Origin of the sequence: Bacillus sp. PS108 (assembly GCF_037963335.1) — a bacterium.
GTDB classification, from domain to species: domain Bacteria; phylum Bacillota; class Bacilli; order Bacillales; family Bacillaceae; genus Bacillus; species Bacillus subtilis.
In genome coordinates this window covers 1,731,648-1,747,745 of record NZ_CP150155.1, presented here as the reverse complement: position 1 = coordinate 1,747,745, position 16,098 = coordinate 1,731,648, and the positions used below count along the sequence as shown (strand labels likewise).

16 protein-coding genes are annotated in these 16,098 nt (G+C 43.2%); all 16 read right to left on the bottom strand.

Annotated features, from left to right (window positions below; all coding sequences use genetic code 11):
- Positions 1-111 precede the first annotated feature (111 nt).
- The 16 genes from cotE to efpI all read right to left on the bottom strand — a co-directional run bounded on the left by cotE (position 112) and on the right by efpI (position 16,063).
- The gene (gene cotE, locus NSQ16_RS09105) at positions 112-657 is read right to left on the bottom strand and encodes an outer spore coat protein CotE (protein WP_003231833.1); all 546 of its coding nucleotides are present in this window, start codon (positions 655-657) and stop codon (positions 112-114) included.
- Positions 658-910: 253 nt separating this feature from the next.
- On the bottom strand, positions 911-1,342 hold the full coding sequence (ricA, locus tag NSQ16_RS09100) for a regulatory iron-sulfur-containing complex subunit RicA (protein ID WP_003231834.1): 432 nt from the start codon (positions 1,340-1,342) through the stop codon (positions 911-913).
- A 1-nt stretch (position 1,343) separates the two neighbouring features.
- Entirely contained in the window at positions 1,344-2,873 is a 1,530-nt protein-coding gene (gene miaB, locus NSQ16_RS09095) for a tRNA (N6-isopentenyl adenosine(37)-C2)-methylthiotransferase MiaB (RefSeq protein ID WP_014664026.1), read from the bottom strand.
- A gap of 147 nt (positions 2,874-3,020) precedes the next feature.
- Positions 3,021-4,199, bottom strand: a complete 1,179-nt coding sequence (locus tag NSQ16_RS09090) for a glycine C-acetyltransferase (RefSeq protein WP_041336018.1) — start codon at positions 4,197-4,199, stop codon at positions 3,021-3,023.
- A gap of 12 nt (positions 4,200-4,211) precedes the next feature.
- On the bottom strand, positions 4,212-5,255 hold the full coding sequence (tdh, locus tag NSQ16_RS09085) for an L-threonine 3-dehydrogenase (protein WP_225721991.1): 1,044 nt from the start codon (positions 5,253-5,255) through the stop codon (positions 4,212-4,214).
- 265 nt (positions 5,256-5,520) lie between these two features.
- Complete coding sequence (gene spoVS, locus NSQ16_RS09080) at positions 5,521-5,781, bottom strand: stage V sporulation protein SpoVS (protein WP_003154135.1); 261 nt, start codon at positions 5,779-5,781, stop codon at positions 5,521-5,523.
- Positions 5,782-5,980: 199 nt separating this feature from the next.
- Positions 5,981-6,775 (bottom strand): 2',3'-cyclic-nucleotide 2'-phosphodiesterase, encoded by a 795-nt coding sequence (ymdB, locus tag NSQ16_RS09075; RefSeq protein ID WP_003245138.1) that lies wholly within the window; start codon positions 6,773-6,775, stop codon positions 5,981-5,983.
- 68 nt (positions 6,776-6,843) lie between these two features.
- A complete protein-coding gene (gene rny, locus NSQ16_RS09070; RefSeq protein ID WP_003221010.1) occupies positions 6,844-8,406 on the bottom strand; it encodes a ribonuclease Y in 1,563 nt (520 codons plus the stop codon).
- Positions 8,407-8,681: 275 nt separating this feature from the next.
- Positions 8,682-9,857 carry a serine hydrolase domain-containing protein gene (locus tag NSQ16_RS09065; protein ID WP_230488500.1) on the bottom strand — a complete coding sequence of 392 codons (1,176 nt, stop codon included), beginning with the start codon at positions 9,855-9,857 and terminating at the stop codon, positions 8,682-8,684.
- Between the two features lie 167 nt (positions 9,858-10,024).
- On the bottom strand, positions 10,025-11,071 hold the full coding sequence (gene recA / locus NSQ16_RS09060; RefSeq protein WP_003245789.1) for a recombinase RecA: 1,047 nt from the start codon (positions 11,069-11,071) through the stop codon (positions 10,025-10,027).
- A gap of 172 nt (positions 11,072-11,243) precedes the next feature.
- The gene (locus tag NSQ16_RS09055) at positions 11,244-12,494 is read right to left on the bottom strand and encodes a competence/damage-inducible protein A (RefSeq protein WP_003231847.1); all 1,251 of its coding nucleotides are present in this window, start codon (positions 12,492-12,494) and stop codon (positions 11,244-11,246) included.
- 17 nt (positions 12,495-12,511) lie between these two features.
- The gene (pgsA, locus tag NSQ16_RS09050; RefSeq protein WP_003244753.1) at positions 12,512-13,093 is read right to left on the bottom strand and encodes a CDP-diacylglycerol--glycerol-3-phosphate 3-phosphatidyltransferase; all 582 of its coding nucleotides are present in this window, start codon (positions 13,091-13,093) and stop codon (positions 12,512-12,514) included.
- A 49-nt stretch (positions 13,094-13,142) separates the two neighbouring features.
- On the bottom strand, positions 13,143-14,009 hold the full coding sequence (gene rodZ / locus NSQ16_RS09045) for a cell shape determination protein RodZ (protein ID WP_010886511.1): 867 nt from the start codon (positions 14,007-14,009) through the stop codon (positions 13,143-13,145).
- A gap of 66 nt (positions 14,010-14,075) precedes the next feature.
- The gene (locus NSQ16_RS09040; RefSeq protein ID WP_003220998.1) at positions 14,076-14,867 is read right to left on the bottom strand and encodes a YmfK family protein; all 792 of its coding nucleotides are present in this window, start codon (positions 14,865-14,867) and stop codon (positions 14,076-14,078) included.
- A gap of 129 nt (positions 14,868-14,996) precedes the next feature.
- Complete coding sequence (locus tag NSQ16_RS09035) at positions 14,997-15,254, bottom strand: DUF3243 domain-containing protein (RefSeq protein ID WP_003245199.1); 258 nt, start codon at positions 15,252-15,254, stop codon at positions 14,997-14,999.
- Between the two features lie 80 nt (positions 15,255-15,334).
- A complete protein-coding gene (gene efpI, locus NSQ16_RS09030; RefSeq protein ID WP_230488501.1) occupies positions 15,335-16,063 on the bottom strand; it encodes an EF-P-5 aminopentanone reductase in 729 nt (242 codons plus the stop codon).
- Positions 16,064-16,098: the final 35 nt, after the last annotated feature.

The following is a 16,098-nucleotide window of genomic DNA, read 5'->3' as shown; positions in this document are numbered from 1 at the left end:
TCAACGTTTCTATTTTCCAACCTTCATTATAACATAAACAAAAAGTGATAAAAGAATGATATATCAATATAAAAAAGAGACTTGGGGGTACTGTCTCCCCTAGTCCCTTTTTTATTCTTCAGGATCTCCCACTAAAAACTCCGGGTTGATGTCTTCAAGCTCTTCATCAAGCTCATCTTCCCAATCTTCCTCGTCATCCTCTTCCCAGTCAGGATTGACCTCAACAACTACCTTTGTTTCCCCTACCACTTCCGCCAAAAATTCTCTTTCTGCCTGCACAACGATTTTATTTCCATTCGGCGAAATGGTCACTTCAAGGCAGTTTGGCTGCTGAAGCACTTTGGCAATCACTTCATGCTCATCATCTAAGTAATTATTGTCTCTGTATCTGAGTTTAATGACATCTACATATTTTACCCGTTCTGTGACAACCTCTGTCTTTGTGTTGTCCGCGTAAGAGTACCATACGTTTATATCATAATACCCTTCAATTTCTACCGTTTTTCCAATTTTTTCAGCGTCATACTTGTGGTTAATAATCCAACCACCCAAAATGCTGCTCGGTTTTTTCTCAGGCGAGATGGTGTTGGTGCATTGGGTGAATTTTCGGCCTTTCGCTACTACTGCCTTCGTAATAATTTCCCTGTATTCAGACATTCCGGCATGCCTCCTTGTTCTTCTTCGTGTTATCTTATGCTGGGCATTTGTCTAGTGTGCATTTTTATAAATAAAATATAAAAATACAAAGTTTCTGTTCCATTGTATGCAGGTGAGCCTAGAAACTTTACTTATAAGTGCGATAAAGTTTACACGCGGCTGCGCACAGAAAAACCAATTGAACATTTGGTACATAGATTATTTAGTTCATAACCCGCACATAAAAAAACACGGGCCTGTAAAGGCACCGTGTTTAGAGAGAACAGCTGTTATTTGAATGCTTCACCTTTGAACCGGTTTCCCCTTTCAGCAGGTCGCCTCCGGTTGATGTGATGATTTCATTTGTGACTTGGTTGGAAATGGTGTGTGCAACGAGCTGCAATAGGTCATTTACTTCCATTTGCGAGTCTCTGAATTCCTGGATAACAGGAATCTCTTCAAGCTCTTCTTGCAGCGCGTCAATTTTTGCTTCTACTTGTTTGAGCGCTTCATGCTTTTCATAATGCTTCAGATTGACAGCCTGCTTTTGCAGGGCTTTAATCTGATTAACGATTGTGGACACTTTGTCATTCTCATTGATTTGCGCTTCAGCCCGTTTGAAAAAATCAACCTCTTCTGTTTCAGAGATCATTTTTGCAAGGTTTCGTGCCTGCTGCACAATGTCTTTTTTTGAGTAGAGCGTCATCTTATTTCACCTCGATTGCTTCTCCTACCATTTCTCCGTCAAGCGACCATGTTTTCGCTTGCTGGATTTTCACGCGGACGATTTTGCCGATGGCTTCCTTCGGCCCTTTGAAATTAACAAGCTTGCTTTTTTCAGTATAGCCCGCAAGAATATCAGGGTTATTTTTGCTTTCACCTTCAACTAATACTTCGACAACCTTGCCTTCGTATTCCTTCATTTTTTTAGCAGAAATTTCATTCACCAGTGCGTTTAGACGCTGCAGGCGTTCTTTTTTCACACGCATCGGTACATTATCTTTCATCTTAGCAGCCGGAGTGCCTTCACGCGGAGAGTAAATGAACGTATAGGCGCTGTCAAACTCCACTTCACGGTATAGAGAAAGCGTTTCTTCAAACTGTTCGTCCGTTTCATTTGGAAATCCGACGATAATGTCCGTTGTCAAAGAAGCGTTTGGCATTGCTTCTTTAATTTTTCGCACCAGCTCCATGTAACGCTCTCTGTCATATTTGCGGGCCATCAGCTTGAGAACTTCTGAGCTTCCTGATTGAACCGGAAGATGAATGTGATCAAGCAGATTTCCGCCTTTTGCCAGCACTTCAATGAGGCGGTCGTCAAAGTCGCGCGGATGACTCGTTGTAAAACGGATTCTCGGGATATCGATTTTTCTCAGTTCATCCATCAAATCACCAAGTCCGTACGTCATATCTTCAAAGTCTTTTCCATACGCGTTTACGTTTTGGCCTAACAGAGTAATTTCCTTATAGCCTTCACTTGCGAGCCTTCTCACTTCCTGAATGATATCCTCAGGGCGGCGGCTTCTTTCTTTTCCGCGTGTGTAAGGCACAATGCAATACGTACAGAATTTGTCACAGCCGTACATGATATTGACCCAGCCCTTAATTTTTCCATTTCGGACTTTCGGAAGGTTTTCAATAACGTCCCCTTCCTTAGACCAAACTTCTACAACCATTTCTTTTGAAAGGTATGCTTCTGACAAAAGCTCCGGCAGGCGATGAATGTTATGCGTTCCGAAAATCATATCGACAAACGGATGTTTTTTCAAAATACGGTTCACGACTGATTCCTCTTGGGACATACAGCCGCACACGCCTAAAATCAGATCGGGATTGTTTTTTTTCAGTGCTTTTAAGTGCCCGAGCTCACCAAACACCTTGTTTTCAGCATTTTCACGGATTGCACATGTATTTAACAAAATGACATTGGCATCGTCAACAGAGTTTGTCGCTTCGTAACCGAGCGCCATAAAGATCCCTGCCATAACCTCTGTATCGTGTTCATTCATTTGGCAGCCGTACGTACGGATATAGAACTTTCTTCCGTCTCCCAATCCTTTAAATTGTTCAGAAATTTTAAAGTCATTATGATAAGTAACGGCTTCCTTGCCTCGTTTTTTCGCGTCTTTTAAAGAAGGCGGAATGTAAACAGCTTCAAAGTACTTGCTGTAATCCTTCTCGGATTTTTTGTCCGATGGATTAACTTGTCCGCTCTCTAATTTTTGTTTTTCATTCATGTCATATTTTCTCCTTTCAAACCAAACTTCCACCCTTCAGTATAAAGGTTATTGAAGCTCTGCACAACTGGCAACCTATCATTGTACACTCATTGAGAATAATAATCAATAAGGAATCAAAAGAGGAAGAGTAAACTCTTCCTCTTGTTACAATAGCTGGAGCTCCTTTGCCGTCTTTTCGATGACATCAAGCGCCTGATCCAGTTCATCCTTGGTGTGCTCTGCTGTTATAATCGTGCGAATTCTGGCTTTTCCCTTTGCTACAGTCGGGAAAACGATACTTTGGGCAAAAACACCGCGAGAAAGGAGCTGATCTGAAAATTGCTTTGCCACACCTTCATCACCAATTAAAATAGGAAGAATCGGCGTTTCACTCTTCGTGAGAGTCAGACCCATTTTCACAAGCATTGCTTTAAAATAGGCAGTATTCTCCCACAAGCGCTCCATATGCTCCGGCTCTTCAAGCAAGACATCAATCGCTTCCATACAAGCTGCAGTGACTGCCGGCGGATGAGATGTGCTGAATAAAAATGGACGGCCTTTATGGCGCAAATAATCGATCAGCACCTTTGAACCTGCAGCGTAGCCGCCGAGCACTCCGATTGCCTTGCTTAATGTTCCGACCTGAATATGCACTCTGCCGTCAAGACCGAAGTGATTCACCGTTCCCCTGCCGTTTTCGCCAAGTACTCCGGATGCATGGGCGTCATCCACCATCACAAATGCGTCATATTTCTCAGCGAGCTCTACAATATCAGGCAGAGGAGCTATGTTGCCATCCATGGAAAATACGCCGTCTGTCACAATCAGACGCATCCGATAATTCATTGACTTTCTCAGCACCCGCTCTAAATCACTCATATTGACGTGCTGATACACCTTTTTATCCGCCTTTGTCAGTCGAATTCCGTCAATAATAGAGGCATGGTTCAATTCATCTGAGATGACAATGTCCTCTTTTGATAGAATACTTGAAAGTACGCCTTGGTTTGTTGTGAAGCCTGATTGGAATACAAGTGCCGCCTCCGTTTTTTTAAAGGCTGCCAACTTTTTCTCAAGCTCTTGATGCATTGTAAATGTACCGGCAATCGTTCTCACTGATCCGGTGCCGGCTCCATACTGCTGAACGGCCTCCTGTGCGGCGTTGATGAGTCTAGGATGTGAAGTGAATCCGAGGTAATTATTAGAAGATAGCTGAATGACTTTTTGGTGATTCACTGTGACAGATGGGCCCTGCATAGATTCAAGCTGTTTTATGTCTTGCCATGTATGGTTTTCTTTCATACTATCAAGCTCTGCTTTTAAAAACTCAAATTCCTTCGTCATGTTTATCCCCCTTTATGGAATTAAAATTACTTTTCCGCACTGCCCGCTTCTCATCAGTTCGAAACCTTTTTCAAACTCCTCTAACGGAAACTGATGGGTAATAACAGGTGCAAGATCGATCACGTTTGAACTGATCAACTGAGACACTTGGCGCCATGTTGAAAACATTTTTCTTCCTGTGACTCCTTGGATGGTAAGCCCTTTAAATACCACTTTATTCGTCAAATCAATTGTCACCGGATGTTCCGGCAAGCTGAGAATATGAAATCTTCCGCCATTCGCAGCCATCGCAAGACCTTGGGCAATCGCTGAGGGATGGCCCGACATCTCACAAACAAGATCTGCTCCTTCCCCACTCGTTAAAGCGCTTACAATTTTGAGCGGGTCTTCTTTTTCAATAGAAACAGTACAAGTCGCTCCCATTTGTTTTGCAAGCCTCAGCCTGTATTCATTCTTATCAATCGCTATCACCTGAGAAGCTCCTGCTGCTTTTGCAACCGCAACAGCCATAAGACCAATCGGCCCGCATCCAATGACTGCAGTCGTTCCTCCTGCAGGCTGGCTCTCAAGTACGGTATGAACTGCATTTCCTAAAGGCTCTTGAATGGAAGCAATTGACGGGTCCATATCAGCGGGATTTCTCCAAATGTTATCAGCTGGAACTTTTACATACTCCGCAAAACAGCCTGCCGTGTCCACTCCGATTATAGCAGTATTGGTACACACATGAGATTTTCCTGTTAGGCAAGGGACACATTCACCACAAACAATGTGTGTTTCCGCAGACACATACTCTCCCACTTTTACACTGCTGACATTCTCTCCCACGTCCTCTACGATGCCGCTGAACTCATGGCCGAAAACATAGGGTGTTTTGATTCTCTGACGTGCCCATTGATCCCAATTATAAATGTGGACATCCGTGCCGCATATGGAAGCGGCTTTCACTTTTATGAGGACTTCATGTTTATCAATCTCAGGAATGGGAACTTCAGTCAGCACAGCACCGAACGCCCCGTCCTTTTTCATTAGAGCTTTCATCTTTCCACTCTGCATGTACAATCCTCCTTGAAAAATTCTTGTTATATTCGGATTGTACCATGATATGGAATAAGCGTAAACAGCACTGTCTTTTCCAGAAGGACAAAAGTATCTGTCTTGAAAAATGGGCGGAAATTTTTTTTGAAACGTTTTAGCTCATTTCTGATTTTGTATATTCGCTCATTTATGTGCTAAAAATACTATCGGGAGAAAATATCACAATAAATGAAAAACAACCTGTTTGCATTACGCAAACAGGTTGAGAATGCTTTATTTGTTTTTAGCGAGGCTCCACGATTAATTTAATCGCTGTTCTTTCTTCCCCATCGATTTGAATATCTGTAAAAGCCGGAATACAAATCAAATCAACGCCGCTTGGCGCCACAAATCCCCTGGCAATCGCCACAGCTTTTACAGCCTGGTTTAATGCACCCGCTCCGATCGCTTGAATCTCGGCGGCTCCTCGCTCTCTCAACACGCCTGCAAGCGCACCTGCCACTGAATTTGGACTCGATTTTGCTGAAACTTTTAAGATTTCCATTTCTGCTCCCCCTTAGTTTTACAATGGATAAGTGAGTGTTCATTAGAACAATCATTATTAGATGTTGCTATCCAAAAAGCCATCCCCACAATGCTTTTCAAAAATAGCGGGCTACCTTCCATTTTTACTATATTCACTAAGGAGTTGCTATATTCCTGCTTTTCTTTTTAATATTTTTATAAAATAACCATATGTTCAACTATTCAAAGAACATGTGATCATCGTTGATTAAAATACGCTCAATTTTCACGGCTTTTTTCGTTTGATCGTCAATGTCAATGACAACTCCGCTGAGCGTTGTTTTTCCTTCAGCGACAGTAAACCGGACTGGAAGGTTCGTTTTGAATCGCTTAATAATCGTCTCTCTGTCCATCCCCAGTATACCGTCATACGGGCCAGTCATTCCCACATCAGTAATATATGCCGTTCCCTTCGGCAAAATGCGGTTATCCGCTGTTTGCACGTGTGTATGAGTTCCTACTACAGCCGATGCCCGTCCATCCGTGTACCAGCCAAGTGCGAGCTTTTCACTTGTCGCTTCGGCATGAAAGTCAATAAAAATGTACGGTGTTCTTTTCGCAGCTTCTGCGATCAATTCATCCGCTTTTAAAAACGGGTCATCAAGCGGCGGCAAAAACGTACGTCCCTGCAAATTAATGACTGCTAGTTCTTTGCCGTTTGCTTTCACATATGTGATCCCTTTCCCCGGTGTTCCTTCAGGAAAGTTTGCCGGGCGAACCAAGTTCGGAACGTCATCTATAAAATCAAATATTTCTTTTTTGTCCCATGTGTGGTTCCCCATTGTGATTGCATCTGCCCCGGACTGGATTAAGCTGTGATAAATTTTTTCCGTCAGGCCTTTTCCATGTGCGGCGTTTTCACCATTAATAATGGTAAAGTGAGGCTTATATTTTGTTTTTAGCTTTGGTACATATTCTTTGACCATGTCACGGCCCGGTGAACCGACAACATCTCCGATAAATAAAATTCTCATTTTGTAAATCCTTTCTTCTTGAAAATTCCTTGCCGTCAAAAAAATAAAGTGATGCTTAGCGCATCACTTTATTTTGCATACTCTACGGCTCGAGTCTCTCTGATTACTGTCACCTTAATATGACCTGGATAATCGAGCTCGTCCTCAATTCGCTTGCGGATATCTCGCGCCAGTCGATGAGCCTCAAGATCATTAATTGAATCCGGCTTCACCATAATACGCACTTCGCGTCCAGCCTGAATGGCAAATGATTTTTCAACACCTTCATAGGACTCAGAAATTTCTTCGAGTTTTTCAAGTCTTCGAATATAATTCTCGAGCGTCTCACTTCTTGCGCCAGGTCTTGCAGCGGAAAGCGCATCTGCTGCAGCTACCAGCACAGCGATAATGGAAGTCGGCTCCTCATCCCCGTGGTGTGATGCAATACTGTTAATCACGACTGGGTGCTCTTTATATTTGGTCGCAAGCTCTACCCCGATTTCAACGTGGCTTCCTTCTACTTCATGGTCAATTGCTTTCCCGATGTCGTGAAGAAGACCCGCACGTTTAGCAAGCTTTGCGTCTTCACCAAGCTCCGATGCCATTAGACCGGCCAAGAATGCGACTTCCATGGAATGCTTAAGCACATTTTGACCGTAGCTTGTACGGAACTTTAAGCGGCCGAGAATCTTGATGAGATCTGGGTGGAGGCCGTGAACGCCAACCTCAAATGTCGTTTGCTCACCCATCTCACGAATATAGTCATCGACCTCGCGGCGAGATTTTTCAACCATTTCTTCAATCCGTGCCGGATGAATACGGCCATCCTGAACGAGTTTATCAAGAGCAATTCTGGCTGTCTCACGTCTGATCGGATCAAATCCGGAAAGAATGACAGCTTCAGGCGTATCATCAATAATCAGGTCAATTCCTGTCAGCGTTTCAAGCGTACGAATGTTACGCCCTTCCCGTCCGATGATACGTCCTTTCATCTCATCATTTGGAAGATTGACAACTGATACCGTTGTTTCGGCAACGTGGTCCGCTGCGCAGCGCTGTAAGGCGAGTGAAAGAATGTTTTTCGCTTTCTTATCCGCCTCTTCTTTCGCACGGTTTTCAGTTTCTTTTGTCATGATGGCGATGTCATGTGAAAGCTCGTTTTCAACCCGCTCAAGAATGATTTGTTTCGCTTCATCACGAGTCAGACTCGAAATTCGTTCCAACTCAGACTGCTGCATACGAATCATCTCATCCACTTTGCTTTCCATCTCTTCAATATGTTGTTGTCGTTCATTCAGAGAATGATCTTTCTTCTCCAACATCGCTTCCCGTTTATCAATTCCCTCATGTTTGCGATCAAGGTTTTCCTCCTTTTGGAGTAAACGGTTTTCTTGTTTTTGAAGCTCATTTCGTCTTTCACGAACTTCCTGTTCAGCATCTATTCGAAGTTTGTGGATTTCATCCTTTGCTTCAAGCAGAGCTTCTTTTTTCAGTGCTTCAGCATCACGCTTCGCATCTTCAAGAATTTGCTCGGCTGCACCGCGTGCGCCCGCAATTTTCGCTTCGGCAATGGTTTTACGAACAAAGTAGCCAACAACTAAACCGAGTAGAATCAGCAAAATGGAGATGAGAACCATCATAATTGGGGTCATACTTTCACCTCCTCTTGCTATGAACTTGGTTGTTGCTTAAAAAGTGTCGGCATGTACATTGTCTAGTTTTCTCAACATACAGAACCTTCACAGGGAATGAGAGTGTTCATCGCCCTTGTCAAGTTTAAATGGTTTAACAATCATGTTAAAAAAACAAATGTTACAACTTCATTGTAAATGTGTCGGAAATACTTGTCAAGCTTGCCATCTTAACGTTTGCAGGCCAGTCGTCTTTTCACGTGCCGAATGCAATTCATCCAAAAGAAGATCGCCAATCATTCTTGATTTAGAAGCTGGTATATTTTATTGTTCACTTGGCCCAATTTAGCATTATTTTGAATGTTTGAGAACAAAATAACAATGGTTTGCCCAGATTTACTAAAGCTGTTCAAGATATTGAAGCCGGGCATAACACCATGGTTTGAATAGCTTCCGGGATCAACATAAAATCCCATGCCGTATGTGGAGCTGCTCCCTGGCGTAAACATCTTTTCATAGCTTTTTTGCGAATACAGTTTTCCGTCTATCAGCGCTTGGTCAAATTTGTACATATCTATAGCGCTCATATAAATATCACCCGCTCCATACAGCTGAGATAGATCAGGTATATACGGTGTAACTGTTTTGCCGCCCTTCATCTTATACCCGACAGCAGGATAAGGTTCTTTTTCATATGTTTTGTAAAAGCCTGCATGCGTCATTCCCGCAGGTTTAAAAATATGATTCTTTATGTACTGTTCATAGGGATCACCGCTTACTTCAGCAATAATATAAGCGAGAACAGAATAGTTGGAATCCTGGTAGTCCCATACGCCCGGCTGACGTTTGATTCCCTGCAGTTCTATGTCTTTTATTAAATCGTCCGGCGTAATGGCGCCGTCTCCTTCAATATGTCCGTTTATCCCCGATGTATGTGTAAGCAGATTCTTCAAAGTAATCGTTTGTCCGTTAGGAAAATGAGGTAAATACGTACTTACCGGATCACTTGTCTGAAGTTTCCCCTTTTCCTCTAGCTGCAAAATAGCAGTTGCAATCAGCGCTTTTTGTGATGAACCGACATAAAAAGATGTCAATGGATTATTTTGAATGTAGTGTTTACGGTCAGCATAGCCAAAACCTTTATTTGTTACGATTTCTCCATTTCTGACAATCATGGCTGTTCCGCTGAAACCGATTTCTTCTAAATAATTGCTGATTTTTTGATTTCGATCCACTGTTTTGATTTGTTCCTCTGATTTTTTGGCAGTTTTCTTTTTGACCTCTTTTTTCTGATCGGTATTTGAAACCGCTGCAGTTTCTTGAGATGGTTCGTTTTCTTCACTATTCCGATGAAGAGCATTCCAAATCGTAATGCAAACCATCACTGCTAAAAGACCAAGCAACAGTTTTCCTCTTTTATTTAGTTTTCTCCGTCTGTGTTTCGCAGTTCTTCTGCGGGTTGGGCTTGTCATTCATTTTTTCCTCCCAAAATAAATTCCATTTTGCACACGTTTTGTTAGACGAATAAAGCCCTAAAAAAGTTGTCAAAAAAAGCAATATTTTTATCATTTTTTTGCAAAATACAAAAAAGCTGAGTTTTTCACTCAGCCTTTTGTATCATTTGAAACTTATTTTATTTTTATTCTTCAAATTCGAGTTCTTCTTGTGTCTCTTCAGCTTGCTGCTGCACTACTCCATTATTATCCAAGCCGTAATGTTCGCGAATTTGCTCCTGGATCATCAGCATGATATCTTTATTTTCTTTCAGGAATTGTTTTGCATTTTCACGGCCTTGGCCAAGACGCTCTTCTTCATAAGAGTACCATGAACCGCTTTTTTGCACGATATCAAGTTCAGTTCCTAAATCAATGATTTCGCCTTCTTTTGAAATGCCTTCTCCGTACATAATGTCAACCTCGGCTGTACGGAACGGCGGAGCCACCTTGTTTTTCACGACTTTGATTTTCGTTTTGTTCCCCATTACGTCGTTGCCTTGTTTCAGCTGTTCAGCACGGCGCACTTCAAGACGCACGGAAGAGTAGAATTTCAACGCACGGCCGCCAGGAGTTGTTTCCGGGTTCCCGAACATAACACCGACTTTTTCACGAATTTGGTTAATGAAAATCGCGATTGTCTTCGATTTGTTAATGGCCCCTGAAAGCTTACGAAGCGCTTGAGACATTAAGCGTGCTTGCAAACCGACATGAGAATCTCCCATGTCGCCTTCAATTTCCGCTTTCGGAACGAGAGCGGCTACAGAGTCGACAACGACAATGTCAACTGCCCCGCTTCGAACCAATGCTTCCGCAATTTCAAGCGCCTGCTCGCCTGTGTCAGGCTGAGACAGTAAAAGCTCTTCGATGTTAACACCGAGCTTTTGCGCGTATACCGGATCTAACGCATGCTCCGCATCGATAAACGCGGCTTGTCCGCCCTGCTGCTGAACTTCAGCAATCGCATGAAGCGCCACAGTTGTTTTACCTGAGCTTTCAGGACCGTATACTTCAATAATCCGTCCGCGAGGATATCCGCCAATTCCCAGTGCTGTATCAAGAGCTAGGGAGCCGCTTGGGACAGTAGAAATTCTTGTATCTGTCTTTTCTCCCAGTTTCATAATGGAACCTTTGCCGAACTGTTTTTCTATTTGTTTAAGAGCCATATCTAAGGCTGCCTGACGATCACTCATTCTATTTTTTCCTCCTTTATGTTACCACTACATATACTATACCCTGTTTGAAGGGATTTGCCAAGAAAAAAGCGAACGCATATTCGGATTTTTTCTTGGCGTGATTCCTATCAAAATATCATAATGTATCAGAGAAATCATGTTTTCTTAGGAGGATAATGTGCTGAAAATATTATTTTTGCTCTAAAAGCTTTAAGATTAAATGGCAGCCGTATTTAGCGCCGCGTTTTCTGATCCCCGTTCTGGAGCCCGCAAAGTGAAACTCGTGAACCTCTTCTTTACCATTTGCGGAAATGCCGATAAACACATGCCCAGGCTCATGCCCTTCTTGAGCATCAGGTCCTGCTACACCAGTAAAGCTAATGCCGATATCGCTGCCAGTGAGTTTTTGAACACCCTTAGCCAGTTCGGATGCGCACTCCTTGCTGACCGCCCCAAAACGATCTAATGTTTCCTTCTTGACACCAAGCACATTCTGCTTCACGTCGTTTGTATAGCAAACAACGCCCCCGGCAAATAATTTTGAGGCACCGCTATGATCCGTCAGCCATTCAGAAAACAGCCCTCCGGTAAAGCTTTCTGCCGCAGAAATTGTAATGCCTTTTTCCTTGCACGCTATAGATAGCTCTTTTACAAGAGAAGTATCATCGTAACCATAGAAAAATTCACCGACACGCTCTAAGATAACGGCCTCTGTTTCTTTTAACAGACGCTCTGTTTCCTTTTCATCGGCGTGTTTGGCTGTCAGACGCAGCGTCACCTCTCCATCAGCCGCCAATGGCGCAATTGTCGGATTGGTTTGCGCATCAATAATATCTTCCAAATCGGCTTCAAGCTGAGATTCACCGATACCGAAAAAGCGAAGAACGGTTGACACAATTTTTTCATTTGAACCCATCTTTTTCAGCAGAAGAGGCTTTGCCTCGTTTTCAAACATTGGACGCAATTCGCTCGGCGGTCCAGGAAGAAGCATATAATAGCGCGATTCATGCTCTGTGAGCATTCCCGGGGCCATTCCAAAGTGATTCGCCAGCACGTCAGAGCCTTCGATCACAAGCGCCTGTTTTCGGTTATTAGGTGACATCGTGCGTTTTGTTCGTTTGAAATAGTCCTCAATGGATTGGAATGCCTCATCATTTAACACAAGCGGACGTCCCAGCGTATTTGCAATCGTTTCTTTCGTCAGATCATCTTTTGTGGGTCCAAGCCCTCCTGAAAAAATAATGAAGTCAGAGCGTTCTTCAGCAATGCGGATGACCTGCTTCAGCCGCTCCGGGTTATCTCCGACCGCTGTATGATAAAATACGTTGACCCCGATTTCAGCGAGCTGTTTGCTGATAAATTGAGCATTTGTATTGGCGATTTGGCCAAGCAGCAGCTCTGAACCGACTGCAATTATTTCTGCTTTTTTTGGAAATTCCATGACGAAGTCCTTCTTTCTTAGTTAGATGTTTTTAACGCTTCCCAATTTTTAGAGAAATATTCCCAGCCTGAGACGACAGTAAAGAAGACGGCTACCCACAGCGCCAAGTCTGCAAACGGGAATGACACAAGTTCAAATGGAAGATTATGAAGAAGCAATGCAGATACCGCAATAATCTGTGCCCAGGTTTTGATTTTACCAAGCATGTTAGCAGCTACGACTTCTCCTGTTCCGGCTAAGACAAGCCTTAAACCTGTCACGGCAAACTCCCTGCTGATAATCACAATGACCATCCAAGCTGGAGCGAGATCAAATTGAACAAGGATAATTAACGCTGCGGATACGAGCAGTTTGTCCGCAAGCGGATCAAGAAATTTCCCGAAGTTTGTTACGAGATTTAATTTTCGGGCATAATACCCGTCCACCCAGTCTGTTGTAGATGCAATAATAAATAGAATGGCCCCCGCCAAATGTGCGACCGGGATGGATTCGTCTCCAACTTCGAGCCTGCCCCAGTCAAACGGCGCCAGCATGATAATCATGAAGATTGGGATTAATGCGATTCTAGCTAGTGTGATTTTATTTGGTAAGTTAAACATAAAGCCCCTCCAATTTCATACTCGGACGTGAAGAAAAGTCATCTGATAATTAAGATGACTTTTCTTCCTTTTTATTTACAATCTTTATGGTTTGTGCCATCACTTTTTTCGGATCAAGTTCATATGAAAGAACCTTACCGTTGATTTTTATTTTCAGATTAGGTGCATATCCGGTGCGGATATCAACTTGTTTCTGATCAGTTATGTCTTTTTTATAGGTTTCGTCTTTTTTCAGCGTTCCTTCTTTTAAAGAGCTGCTGTTTTCATCGCGCACTCGAATCCAGGAGCTGTCTGATGCCTTCAGTTCCAGCTCGATTTTATCAGCGCCGGACACTTCATAAGTCGTTAACGATCCTTCAGTGCCAGCAGCTTTAATCTCCAGCTTCTCACTGTCATTTTCTTTTTTCTTATCTTCGTTTTCTTTCGTTTCTTTTTTAGTGTCTGTCTCTTTTTCAGAGCTGTTATTTTGATTCTCTTTCAGCGTTGAATCTTTAGGGATTTCGTACTTGCTCTCACTTTGCGTAATTGCTTTTTCTGATGCCGCATTGTGATCATCACTGTTTTTGTGATTGGCAAATTGAATGATCGCGTACACAATGGCAATCACGACAATCACGCCGAGAATAACAAGTATTGTTGGCAGCAGCTCCAGCGCCTTAGATGCTGGCTTTGGCATTTCCTTTTGAAGATTCATGCCGGAGATCTTTTCAGACACATCATCATGATACGTATTAGGGATATCTTTTTTATGCTCCTCAAACAGCTGATCCGCATCAAGCCCAACGGCTTCTGCATATTGCTTGATGAATGCCCGAACATAAAACTTCCCCGGAATAATGTCATAGTTTCCTTCCTCCAAGGCGGTTAAATACCTTTTTTGAATCTTTGTTGCCGCTTGGAGATCATCCAATGACATTGCTTTTTCCTCTCTGGCTTCTTTGAGCCGGATTCCTAGTTCAGTCACAACAAACACCTTCCAATTTTAAAAATCAAAGCTTGAAAACCCGGATTGATCAAACATTTGGGGTTCCTCGGCATGTTCATATGTAATAACCTCATCAGGGTCATTTCTCAGTTCAATAATATAATCAAAGTCATCTAGTGTATACTCTGTATTTTGAACGAATATGTCCGGATGCTCCACCACTTTTGTTGCCGGAAGCCGCATGATTTCTCGGACCAGCTGGAGATGGCGTTCCGATCCTCTTCGTGTTGACACAATTCCGTCAACGATAAAGACATTTTCAGTGCTGTATTCATCGGCAATCAGCTGGCTTCTTATCGTCTGCTTCAGCAAGGTTGATGACACAAACAGCCACCTTTTGCTTGCACACACACTAGAGGCTACAATCGATTCCGTTTTCCCGACACGCGGCATACCTCTGATTCCGATTAATTTATGGCCTTCTTTTTTGAACAATTCGGCCATAAAATCGACTAATAAGCCAAGCTCGTCCCGTTCAAAGCGGAACGTTTTCTTGTCATCGGCATCCCGTTGAATATAACGGCCGTGGCGTACGGCAAGTCGGTCGCGAAGCCTCGGTTCTCTAAGCTTCGTTACTTTAATTGTTTCCATCGTTTTTAAGATTGATTCTAATCGTTTAATTTGATCTATATGGCGGCACCTGAGGAGCATTCCTCTTCTGGAAAGATCGACGCCGTTTATCGTTACGATGTTGATAGAAAGCATCCCAAGAAGAGATGAAATATCCCCGAGCAGTCCGGGGCGGTTCACTTGAATTTCATATTCAAAATACCATTCGAGCTTTGCCAAATGATATACCCCCTTCATTGTGGCAAAATTTTACCTTCCTTTATCATAAAGCATTTTTCTCTAATTAGAAAGAAGAATGTTGCTGTGATGAGGAAAACATAAAAAAGAGAGGAAAAATCCCCTCTCTTCCTAGTGAGTGCTGTTATTTTCAACAAGCTTAACCATCATATTGGCAATGGCGTGCTGTTCATCTTTTGATGCTACACTCCAAAGATCTGCCAGCACTTTTTCCTGCTCGTTCTTAGATTCCACTTCATTAGCCAAGTAGCTGCCGATTTCTGTCGCAAGATCTGTAATCGTATCCTGGCTCATACCTTTATCTTGCGCATAGTTCAGACGGTCGCCAAGGAAGTTTTTCCAGCTATCCCAGTTTTCTAATACTGACATGCTTGTTTCCTCCATTTCATGTGAAGTTACAAGATTATTGTGTCCTTCACAAAAGAAACTATACACCGAATATTTTCGGATCAGCAGTGCCAGCCGCCATTCACCGACAGAATTTGGCCGGTGATATATGACGCTTTTTCAGACAGGAGAAAAGCTGTTGCATCCGCAATTTCTTGCGGCCGGGCCAGCCGGCCGATCGGAATCTCATCAGCGATCTCTTCTTTTTCAGCCGGGGTAAATTGATTCATCATATTTGTATCAACTGCGCCCGGCGCTACTGCGTTTACTCTGATTCCGCTTGGCGCCAGCTCCTTAGCCAATCCTTTTACAAACGAATGCTGAGCTCCTTTTGCCATGCTGTACAGCACTTCACAGGATGCTCCAGTCTCTCCCCAAATCGAGCTGACAGCCACAATCGCTCCCGATTTATTCCGAATCATGCCTGGCAGAAGGTTTCTCGTCAGCATATACGGACTCGCCACATGAAGCTGAACCATTTCCTGGACTGTTGCGTTATCTACATCCGTAATCAGCCCAAAATGGCTTCTTCCACTGTTTAAAACAATCGCATCAATCGGCTGAACAATTGAACTTGTCAGCTTATCTGCTCCATCTTGCGCGGACAGATCAGCTTGTAATATCTCCGCATTTACGCCAAACATCTGACTTAGTTTTTCAGCAAGCTCCGCTGCCGCATTTTGATTTGTATTGTAATGCAGCAGCAGATTGTATCCTCTAGCTGCAAGGGTTCCGCTGATGCTTTTGCCAATGCCGCCGCTTGCTCCGGTGATTAGTGCTGTTTTGTTCATCCTCTTTCCTTCTTTCCGCAGAAAAACACCCCTCA

What these genes read in the sequence shown, in the direction of transcription:
- cotE (WP_003231833.1), bottom strand. Translation starts at nt 657, where the DNA reads ATGTCTGAATACAGGGAAATTATTACGAAGGCAGTAGTAGCGAAAGGC.
- ricA (WP_003231834.1), bottom strand. Translation starts at nt 1,342, where the DNA reads ATGACGCTCTACTCAAAAAAAGACATTGTGCAGCAGGCACGAAACCTT.
- miaB (WP_014664026.1), bottom strand. Translation starts at nt 2,873, where the DNA reads ATGAATGAAAAACAAAAATTAGAGAGCGGACAAGTTAATCCATCGGAC.
- NSQ16_RS09090 (WP_041336018.1), bottom strand. Translation starts at nt 4,199, where the DNA reads ATGACGAAGGAATTTGAGTTTTTAAAAGCAGAGCTTGATAGTATGAAA.
- tdh (WP_225721991.1), bottom strand. Translation starts at nt 5,255, where the DNA reads ATGCAGAGTGGAAAGATGAAAGCTCTAATGAAAAAGGACGGGGCGTTC.
- spoVS (WP_003154135.1), bottom strand. Translation starts at nt 5,781, where the DNA reads ATGGAAATCTTAAAAGTTTCAGCAAAATCGAGTCCAAATTCAGTGGCA.
- ymdB (WP_003245138.1), bottom strand. Translation starts at nt 6,775, where the DNA reads ATGAGAATTTTATTTATCGGAGATGTTGTCGGTTCACCGGGCCGTGAC.
- rny (WP_003221010.1), bottom strand. Translation starts at nt 8,406, where the DNA reads ATGACCCCAATTATGATGGTTCTCATCTCCATTTTGCTGATTCTACTC.
- NSQ16_RS09065 (WP_230488500.1), bottom strand. Translation starts at nt 9,857, where the DNA reads ATGACAAGCCCAACCCGCAGAAGAACTGCGAAACACAGACGGAGAAAA.
- recA (WP_003245789.1), bottom strand. Translation starts at nt 11,071, where the DNA reads ATGAGTGATCGTCAGGCAGCCTTAGATATGGCTCTTAAACAAATAGAA.
- NSQ16_RS09055 (WP_003231847.1), bottom strand. Translation starts at nt 12,494, where the DNA reads ATGGAATTTCCAAAAAAAGCAGAAATAATTGCAGTCGGTTCAGAGCTG.
- pgsA (WP_003244753.1), bottom strand. Translation starts at nt 13,093, where the DNA reads ATGTTTAACTTACCAAATAAAATCACACTAGCTAGAATCGCATTAATC.
- rodZ (WP_010886511.1), bottom strand. Translation starts at nt 14,009, where the DNA reads ATGTCATTGGATGATCTCCAAGCGGCAACAAAGATTCAAAAAAGGTAT.
- NSQ16_RS09035 (WP_003245199.1), bottom strand. Translation starts at nt 15,254, where the DNA reads ATGTCAGTATTAGAAAACTGGGATAGCTGGAAAAACTTCCTTGGCGAC.
- efpI (WP_230488501.1), bottom strand. Translation starts at nt 16,063, where the DNA reads ATGAACAAAACAGCACTAATCACCGGAGCAAGCGGCGGCATTGGCAAA.